This is a genomic window from Dorea sp. AGR2135 (assembly GCF_000420885.1).
Classification (GTDB): domain Bacteria; phylum Bacillota; class Clostridia; order Lachnospirales; family Lachnospiraceae; genus Dorea; species Dorea formicigenerans.
In genome coordinates this window covers 83,570-91,974 of record NZ_ATVU01000014.1, presented here as the reverse complement: position 1 = coordinate 91,974, position 8,405 = coordinate 83,570, and the positions used below count along the sequence as shown (strand labels likewise).

Annotated in this window: 8 protein-coding genes; 7 read left to right on the top strand and 1 reads right to left on the bottom strand. The window is 40.9% G+C overall.

Annotated elements, in window-relative coordinates; genetic code table 11:
- Nucleotides 1-610: 610 nt before the first annotated feature.
- A complete protein-coding gene (locus G593_RS21480) occupies nt 611-739 on the bottom strand; it encodes a type II secretion system protein (protein ID WP_255348528.1) in 129 nt (42 codons plus the stop codon).
- A 271-nt stretch (nt 740-1,010) separates the two neighbouring features.
- Here G593_RS21480 and G593_RS0110250 point away from each other — a divergent pair, with 271 nt between their 5' ends.
- From G593_RS0110250 to G593_RS0110220, 7 genes are all read left to right on the top strand, one after another.
- Entirely contained in the window at nt 1,011-1,853 is an 843-nt protein-coding gene (locus G593_RS0110250; RefSeq protein ID WP_005337112.1) for a transporter substrate-binding domain-containing protein, read from the top strand.
- Between the two features lie 194 nt (nt 1,854-2,047).
- Nucleotides 2,048-2,758 carry an amino acid ABC transporter permease gene (locus G593_RS0110245; protein ID WP_005334387.1) on the top strand — a complete coding sequence of 237 codons (711 nt, stop codon included), beginning with the start codon at nt 2,048-2,050 and terminating at the stop codon, nt 2,756-2,758.
- Nucleotide 2,759: 1 nt separating this feature from the next.
- On the top strand, nt 2,760-3,500 hold the full coding sequence (locus G593_RS0110240; RefSeq protein WP_022279159.1) for an amino acid ABC transporter ATP-binding protein: 741 nt from the start codon (nt 2,760-2,762) through the stop codon (nt 3,498-3,500).
- 150 nt (nt 3,501-3,650) lie between these two features.
- Complete coding sequence (locus G593_RS0110235) at nt 3,651-4,823, top strand: MalY/PatB family protein (RefSeq protein ID WP_029731628.1); 1,173 nt, start codon at nt 3,651-3,653, stop codon at nt 4,821-4,823.
- Between the two features lie 111 nt (nt 4,824-4,934).
- The gene (locus G593_RS0110230) at nt 4,935-6,074 is read left to right on the top strand and encodes a M20 metallopeptidase family protein (RefSeq protein ID WP_005337131.1); all 1,140 of its coding nucleotides are present in this window, start codon (nt 4,935-4,937) and stop codon (nt 6,072-6,074) included.
- Nucleotides 6,075-6,285: 211 nt separating this feature from the next.
- Nucleotides 6,286-7,200 (top strand): DUF2156 domain-containing protein, encoded by a 915-nt coding sequence (locus G593_RS0110225; RefSeq protein WP_005337132.1) that lies wholly within the window; start codon nt 6,286-6,288, stop codon nt 7,198-7,200.
- Nucleotides 7,197-8,384: a pyridoxal phosphate-dependent aminotransferase gene (locus G593_RS0110220; protein ID WP_005337133.1), complete on the top strand. Its 1,188-nt coding sequence runs from the start codon at nt 7,197-7,199 to the stop codon at nt 8,382-8,384. The genes G593_RS0110225 and G593_RS0110220 overlap by 4 nt, the downstream gene beginning before the upstream one ends.
- Nucleotides 8,385-8,405 lie beyond the last annotated feature (21 nt).

Below are 8,405 nucleotides of genomic sequence, written 5' to 3'. Positions count from 1 at the left end.
CTCTTATTTTAATCTATGTGAGTCAAACGAACACTGAGATGAAGTGAAACGGAATCGAAGTGGGCGTTCGTGCTATTCGGAAGTGGTGGGAGGCTGCTTGCGGGGAGAATCGTCCTTTTGTTATATTGTGTGAGAATGCAAACGAGCACCGAGAAGAAGCAAAGTGGAATCGAGGTGGGCGTTCGTGCTATGAAAAAGAAAAGAGGAGCCAGATGCTTGCAGCAAACTGACTCCTCTTTTTACCCTACGATTGATTTTAAAGATTTCCCGTTATACACACATGTAGTTTCCTTGCCGGGAACGATTGTCACCATATAACCGTCTTTGCCAAAGTTAATTGCAACAACTTTTCCGTCTGTTGTATGGAAAATCTGAAGCAGTACAGCATTAGAATCATATTTTTCTCCAAAATAATCATTAAATGTAGTATCCCATGTATTTTTTTCAGAAGGCGCAGTGAAAAGGTACTGTGCATTAGATTTATCAGCACTATCCAGATAAGATAATACCTGTCGGGCAATTCTTCTGCTGGATGTATTGATTTCTGTTTTGTCATTGGGATTTCTCTGTACAGCATTCAGAGCAGCGTTCGTAATTCTGCCCAGATTATTTATTCTTTTGCCTTTCGTATGTATCCGGTTAAAGCCGGAATCAAAAGTGCGGCAAGAATTGCAAGGATTGTCAGAACCACAATGAGTTCTACTAATGTGAAACCCTGTTTTTTCTTTTCTGATTTTATAATTACCGTCTTCTCTCTATAATATAATGTTGTTGAGTTTTTGGTATCATATAATAAAAATGATTACACATAATATAATTAATGATACCGTATATATAGGAAAACATCAAGAAAAACAAAACTCAATTCAATCAATTCAGATATTGCTATAATTATATCCTATAGCAAACTATAAAAATCTAAACATAGACAAACTAAAATCTTACAATTATAATAGGAAAAGTCAAGAACATAAAAACTAATGAAAAAAACTTGTAAGGAGTGATCAGTTATGAAGAAGAAAAAAGTATTAAGTACATTATTGATAGCGGGAATGGCAGCAAGTATGATGGTTGGTTGTGGAAAATCAGCAGATGATAAAAAAGAATCTGACAATTCCGGAGTTACCACTTATACAGTTGGAACAGAAGGAGCATATCCTCCGTTCAACCTTGTAAATGAAAAAGGCGAACCGGACGGATATGATATTGCAGTTATGAAGGCAATTGATGATCTGAATCCAGATGTTGAATTTAAATATGAAGCAACAGGCTGGGATGGAATCTTTACAGCTCTCGAGTCTGGCAAGATTGATGTGATTGCCAGTCAGTGTGGTAAGAATGAAGAACGTGAGCAGAAATATCTTTTCCCGGATATTCCATATACAGAGACTCAGGCAGCAATTGTATTTAAAAAAGACCGTACAGATATTTCCAGTGATGTAAACAGTATTGCAGGAAAAACGATTGTATCTGCAACCTCAGGAGCACAGACAAACTGGCTTGAGAATTATAACAAAGAGCATCCGGACAAAGCAGCCAATATTATGTATGCAGATGGAGATATGAGCAAGATGCTTCAGGAAGTTATTAACGGAAGAGCAGATGCACATATTGCTTCTATTAAAGTAACTGCTGATTATGTTCTCAAAGAGCAGGGACTTGACAGTGAACTAGAGTGTCTTCCATTTGAGACTGGTGATGAGACAACTACATACATGCTTCTGAGACAGGACGAGTCAGGAGAGAAGCTGAAAAAGATTATTGATGACAGTCTGAAGACGTTGATTGAAAATGGTACATTAAAAGAATTATCCGAGAAGTATCTTGATGGAGATTATGCACCACAATTATAATCGAGAAAGTGTCTTATATCTTTAAAGAAATAAGGAAAAATGTAAGATGCACGCCGTATGAGATGCGACGTGCATTTTGTGCAATACGCCGTTATACAGAAATCGTTCTTGCACGAATTTCTATAGGGCGATTCATAAGTTGTACCGGAAACCACAAGAGTTCCGAATAAAAGAGAAAGATTGGTGTAAAAGAGATGGGGAAAATATTTAGTGTTGAATTTCTGATACAGTCCATTCCGCAGATAGCAGTATATCTGCCGATCACACTTCTGATTACAATTGCCAGTTGTGTAGCAGGACTGATTGTAGGGTTCTTTATTGCGTTGGCCCGTTATTTTGAAGTACGGGTACTTAAGACAGTTGCGAAAGTATACATATCATTTATCCGTGGTACGCCGACTATGGTACAGTTGGTGCTTGTGTATTACGGAATCCCGATACTGCTTCGTGTGATGAACGAAGCATGGGGAACAAGTTTTGATATTAACGGAATCCACCCGGTCGTATTCGCAATTATTACACTGGGACTTAATGCAGCGGCATATATGTCAGAGATTATCCGCAGTGCATTGATGTCCGTAGATGAAGGACAGGTAGAAGCTTGTTATAGCTTGAATATGACGAAGTGGCAGGCGCTTATAAGTGTTGTAATCCCGCAGGCATTTGTCGTAGCACTTCCAAGTCTGGGCAATAACTTTATATCATTATTAAAAGAGACTTCTCTTGTATTTAACATTGCAGTTGTAGATATTATGGCACAGGCAAGAATCGTTGGAGCGAGATCTTATCGTTACTTTGAGGTATATATTGCAGTATCTTTGATTTACTGGGTATGCTGTATGCTTTTGGAACGTCTGCTTGCAAAGATAGAGACCTATGTGCGTAGAAAAGAGAGGAGAAGTTAAGATGTCGATAGTAGAAGTAAGAGGACTTTGTAAAGCTTTTGGTGATAATCAGGTTTTGAAAAATCTGGATTTTCAGATAGAAAAAGGTGAAGTTGTAACACTGATCGGACCAAGCGGAGGCGGTAAGACAACGCTTCTGCGTTCTCTCAACTGGTTAAATGTACCAGATGCAGGGAGAGTTACCATTGATGGAGTTACAATTGAAGCCGGAAAAGAGAATAAACAACAAATCCGGGCACTCAGAGAAAAGACGAGCATGGTATTTCAGCATTATAATCTCTGGAAGAACAAGACTGCTCTGGAGAATATTACGGAAGGACTGATTCGGGTTCAGAAGATGCCGAAAGTCCAGGCAGTGGAGAAAGCAGAACATTTGCTGGAACGTGTCGGACTGATCGAGAAGAGAGATGAATACCCGGTACGTCTTTCCGGAGGGCAGCAGCAGAGAGTAGGAATAGCGAGAGCACTTGCAGCAGAACCGCAGGTTATGCTGTTTGATGAGCCAACAAGTGCTCTTGATCCGGAGTGGATCGGGGGAGTTCTTGATGTTATGAAAGAAATTGCAGCAGATGGAATGACGATGATCGTAGTATCCCATGAGATGCGCTTTGTAAAAAATGTTGCCTCCAGAATTTTATTCCTGGAAGGGGGACAGATTGTAGAAGACAATACACCGGAGAAATTGTTTAATAATCCGGAGAATGAACGTACAAAAGCATTTTTGGAGATGGCAGAATTGTAAGAAACAATAAAAAGTTTTATTATAAAATGAAGACAGATTAGAAAGCTGAAATAAGAAAATTAAATCTGGGACAGGTACTTTTAAAAGAAGTCCCTGTCCTAAAATATTTGAAGACAACAGGCAATTGCGAAAATGAAGGAGAAAATAAATATGGCAACAGATTTTGATAAAGTAATCAATCGAAAAGGAACACATTCTTTAAAATATGATTTTGCGACAGTAAGAGGAAAGAAAGCGGATATACTTCCACTTTGGGTGGCAGATATGGATTTTCAGGCACCAAAAGCAGTCAGAGAGCGCTTATTTGAGATTGTAGAGCATGGTATATTTGGGTACAGTGATACCCTGGAGGATTATTTCAGAGCAGTGAAATCCTGGTATAAGAGAAGATTTGACTGGGAAATCAAGAGTAACTGGATCATCAAAACACCAGGAATTGTATTTGCACTTGCAATGGCAGTAAAAGCCTACACAGAGCCGGGAGAAAGTGTTCTGATGCTGCAGCCGGTTTACTACCCGTTCAGAGAGGTCATTGAAGACAATGGAAGAAAGCTGATTGGAAGTCCATTAAAATTAGAAGAGGGGCACTACACCATTGACTTTGAGGATATGGAGAAGAAAATCCGGGAAAATGATGTAAAATTATTACTTTTCTGCAGTCCGCACAACCCGGTAGGACGTGTGTGGAAAAGAGAAGAGTTGGAAAAAGCTGCAGCGCTCTGCTTGAAATATCACGTGACACTTGTCAGCGATGAGATCCACAGTGATATTGTATACAAAGGACATAAACATCAGATGATGGCATCTATTTCAGAAGAGATTGCAGATATTACTGTCACATGTACCGCGCCATCAAAAACATTTAATGTGGCAGGGCTTCAACTTTCCAACATTATCATTTCCAATCCAAAGCTGCGTGAGAAATTTAAACACGAAGTGATGCAAGCGGGCTACAGCCAGCCGAATCTGATGGGAATGGAAGCGTGTCAGGCTGCTTATGAAAACGGCGAAGAATGGTTGGAAGAGTTACTTGTATATCTTCAGGGAAATGTGGACTTTGTCCGGGATTATCTGAAACAGGAGATTCCGAAAATCAATCTTATTGAGCCGGAAGGAACTTATCTGCTTTGGCTGGATTGCAGAGAACTGGAATTATCAGTAGAAGAACTGGAACATCTGGTTGTTGATAAGGCAAATCTCTGGCTGGATCCGGGATTTATTTTTGGGGCAGTAGGAGAAGGATTTGAACGAATCAATATCGCATGTCCGCGTCAGACGTTAAGGCAGGCAATGGATCAGCTTAGAGATGCTTTGAATGCTTAAGTAGAAGTATGTCATGCAATTGCATGACGCGCACCTCGCAGCAAGAATGCAGAGGCATTCTTAAACTAGGGATTTGTAAAGAATGGTAGATAAGACAGGAGGAAAATCGTGATGGCAGAAGAACTACAGACATACTTATTGGAACATTTTCAATGGCTGCACAGACATCCGGAACTTGCATTAAAGGAGCATGAGACAACCAACTATGTAAAAAATGTATTAAAACAGACAGAAGGTGTGGAGCTTTTGGATCTGGGACTTGATACAGGAGCACTTGCAAAGATCGAGGGAAAAGAGCCAGGGGGTGTTGTTGCAATCAGAGCGGATATTGATGCGCTGCCGATCCTGGAAGAGAGTGGACTTTCTTACAGTTCAGAAAATGATGGCTGTATGCATGCTTGTGGACATGATTTCCACACGACAGCGCTTCTTGGAGTGGCAAAACTTCTTGGAGGAGAGAGAGAGCATATAAAAGGTACCGTCATTTTATTGTTTCAACCTGCCGAAGAAGCAGAACATGGTGGTGAAAAAGTTGTAAATACCGGAATGTTTGAAAAATATAAGATTGAAAAAATCTTTGGACTTCACACAAAACAAAACATGCCAGTCGGAACGATTGCAATTGCACCAGGTCCATTTTCAGCGGCGGTAGACCGGTTCTTATATACGGTAAAAGGAATGGGATGCCACGGAAGCGCCCCGCAGACGGGTCTGGATCCGATCCCGGCAGCAGCAAGACTGGTAGGAAGTCTTCAGGAAATTGTAAGTCGAAGAATCAGTCCGACGGAGACGGCAGTTATCAGTGTGACTCGTTTTACATCAGGCACAAGCTGGAACATTATCCCAGAGACCGCCAGGCTAGAAGGAACCGTTCGCACATTTAATCCCAAAGTGCGTGAGCAGATTGTGAAACTGATGCAGGCACAGGCTGAAGGTCTGGAGCGGGAAGGTTATCAGGTGGAATTTACATGGATCCCGGGCTGTCCGGCAACGAACAATGATGCAAATCTGGCAGAACTTGTGCGAAAAGAAGCAATGGAAGAAGGATTCCATGTAACCTTGCAGCATCCGGAGATGGGCGGAGAAGATTTTTCCTGTTATCAGGAGTTGGTTCCGGGAGCATTTTTTCATGTGGGGACCGGGGGAAAATATCCGGCGCATAATTCTAAATTCACAGTAGATCCGGCAGCACTTTTTGGAGCTTCCAAACTGATGAGTGAGATTGTGAAGAAAGCGCTTAAAGCTTCATAGATATTGCAGCTATGAAGCTTTGTTTTTTGGCAGAGCAGTAAAAAGCACATAGATGATATTAGGGGCATGCCTTGTAATGAGTATAGAAAATGTGATATACTCGGAAGAGTAAAAATTACAGTTATCAGATGGACGAGAACTGCGATGAGTACAATGGCGGGGAATTCCTTCGTCGGATGTGCTCTTTACTAGTTTTGAATTGGAGCATAGAATGAAAGATATTATTTTTAAGAGAACAGAGCTGGAAGACAAGGAAATCATGACAAAGTATTTCGATGAGCATCCGAGCAGAAGTTGTGAACGTACATTTGTCAATGTGTTTTTATGGTCCAGGCAGTACCCGGTAAAATGGGCGATTGTTGAAGGAGCCATGGTGTTCAAAAGTGAAGATGAGGGACATGTTGCCTATGCATTTCCGGCAGGGACAGATGAACATGTGAAGCGTGCATTGGATAAGATGAAAACATATAGTGAGGAGCGAGGTTATCCGTTCCGTATGTATAATGTGACACCGGATGATTTTGCACGACTGGAAAGCTGGTATCCGGGAAGATTCGAGATTGAGTATGACCGGGACGAAGCGGATTATGTCTATGAAAGCGAGAAGTTAGCGACTTTGTCTGGTAAGAAGATGCATGGAAAGAAGAACCATGTGAATCGATTCCGAAAAGAATTTGAAGGACGCTGGAGCTACGAATCCATGAAAAAAGAGAACCTGGAGGAATGTTTCCAGATGGCTTTGAAGTGGAGAAAAGAGAATGGCTGTAATGATGATACAGATAAGAATGCAGAGATGTGTGTGACAATGAATGCACTCAGACTTTTTGAAGAACTTGACCTGAAGGGCGGTATCCTTCGAATTGATGGTAAAATCGTAGCATTTACCATCGGAGAACCAATCTGCCCGGATACATTTGTTGTTCACATAGAGAAAGCTTATGCAGATGTGCCCGGAGCATATACTATGATCAATCAGCAATTTGTAGAACATGAGTGTATGGATTACAAATATGTGAATCGGGAAGATGATGCCGGTTCTGAGGGACTCAGAAAAGCAAAGCTTTCCTATAAACCAGTATTTATGGTAGAAAAAGGGCATGTACATGAAAAGGAGGTAGAAAAATGATAGCAGATAAAATGAAAAATATGGTAGCGAACAGTTCCGCTATTCGTGCAATGTTTGAGGAAGGAACACGTCTGGCAGGAATTTACGGACGTGAGAATGTATTTGATTTCAGTCTTGGGAATCCGAATGTTCCGGCACCGCAGATTGTAAAAGATGCAATTGTCGAACTGGTCAATGACACAGATCCGGTTGTGCTTCATGGCTATACGAACAGTAACAGTGGATATCCGGAAGTAAGAAAGGCAATTGCAAAGTCTCTGAATGAAAGATTTGATACAAAATTTTCCGGCAAGAACATTGTCATGACTGTCGGAGCGGCAGGTGGATTGAATGTCATTTTAAAATCTCTGATCAATCCCGGAGATGAAGTGATTGCATTTGCACCATATTTTGGAGAATATCGTTCTTATACAAACAACTATGATGGAGTTCTGGTCGAGATTTCCCCGAATACAGTTGATTTTCAGCCAAAGCTTGATGAATTTGAGCAGAAGATCACACCAAAGACAAAAGCTGTCATTGTAAATACACCGAATAACCCGACAGGGGTTGTATATTCAGAGGAGACAATCAAGAAGTTAGCGGCAATCATGGAGGCCAAACAGAAAGAATATGGAACAGAGATTTTCCTGATTTCTGACGAACCATATCGTGAACTTGCTTATGATGGAGTGGAAGTTCCATACCTGACGAAATATTATGATAATACGATTGTAGGATATTCTTTTAGTAAATCCCTGTCACTTCCGGGAGAACGTATAGGATATCTTGTTATTCCGGATGAGGTTGCAGACAGTGAAGATCTTCTTTCCGCTGCCAATGTGGCAACAAGAATCTTAGGTTTTGTAAATGCACCAACTCTGCAGCAGAAAGTAGTAGAAAAATGCCTGGATGCAAAGACAGACCTTTCTTTCTACAACAGAAACAGAGAAGATCTATATAACGGATTGAAAGAATGTGGATTTGAATGCATCAAACCACAGGGAGCATTCTATCTTTTTGTAAAATCACCAGTTGCAGATGAAAAGGAATTCTGTAATGCAGGAAAGAAATATAATATCCTGATGGTACCGGGTAGTTCCTTTGCGTGCCCGGGATATGTAAGACTGGCATATTGTGTATCTCATGAGACAATCGTGAATTCGCTTCCAAAATTCAAAGAACTGGCAAAGGAATACATGTAATGTTCAGAGGCCGCGGCGATG

Bases quoted from the DNA above. Each gene is read 5' to 3' on its own strand.
- G593_RS0110250 (WP_005337112.1), top strand. From the start codon at position 1,011: ATGAAGAAGAAAAAAGTATTAAGTACATTATTGATAGCGGGAATGGCA.
- G593_RS0110245 (WP_005334387.1), top strand. From the start codon at position 2,048: ATGGGGAAAATATTTAGTGTTGAATTTCTGATACAGTCCATTCCGCAG.
- G593_RS0110240 (WP_022279159.1), top strand. From the start codon at position 2,760: ATGTCGATAGTAGAAGTAAGAGGACTTTGTAAAGCTTTTGGTGATAAT.
- G593_RS0110235 (WP_029731628.1), top strand. From the start codon at position 3,651: ATGGCAACAGATTTTGATAAAGTAATCAATCGAAAAGGAACACATTCT.
- G593_RS0110230 (WP_005337131.1), top strand. From the start codon at position 4,935: ATGGCAGAAGAACTACAGACATACTTATTGGAACATTTTCAATGGCTG.
- G593_RS0110225 (WP_005337132.1), top strand. From the start codon at position 6,286: ATGAAAGATATTATTTTTAAGAGAACAGAGCTGGAAGACAAGGAAATC.
- G593_RS0110220 (WP_005337133.1), top strand. From the start codon at position 7,197: ATGATAGCAGATAAAATGAAAAATATGGTAGCGAACAGTTCCGCTATT.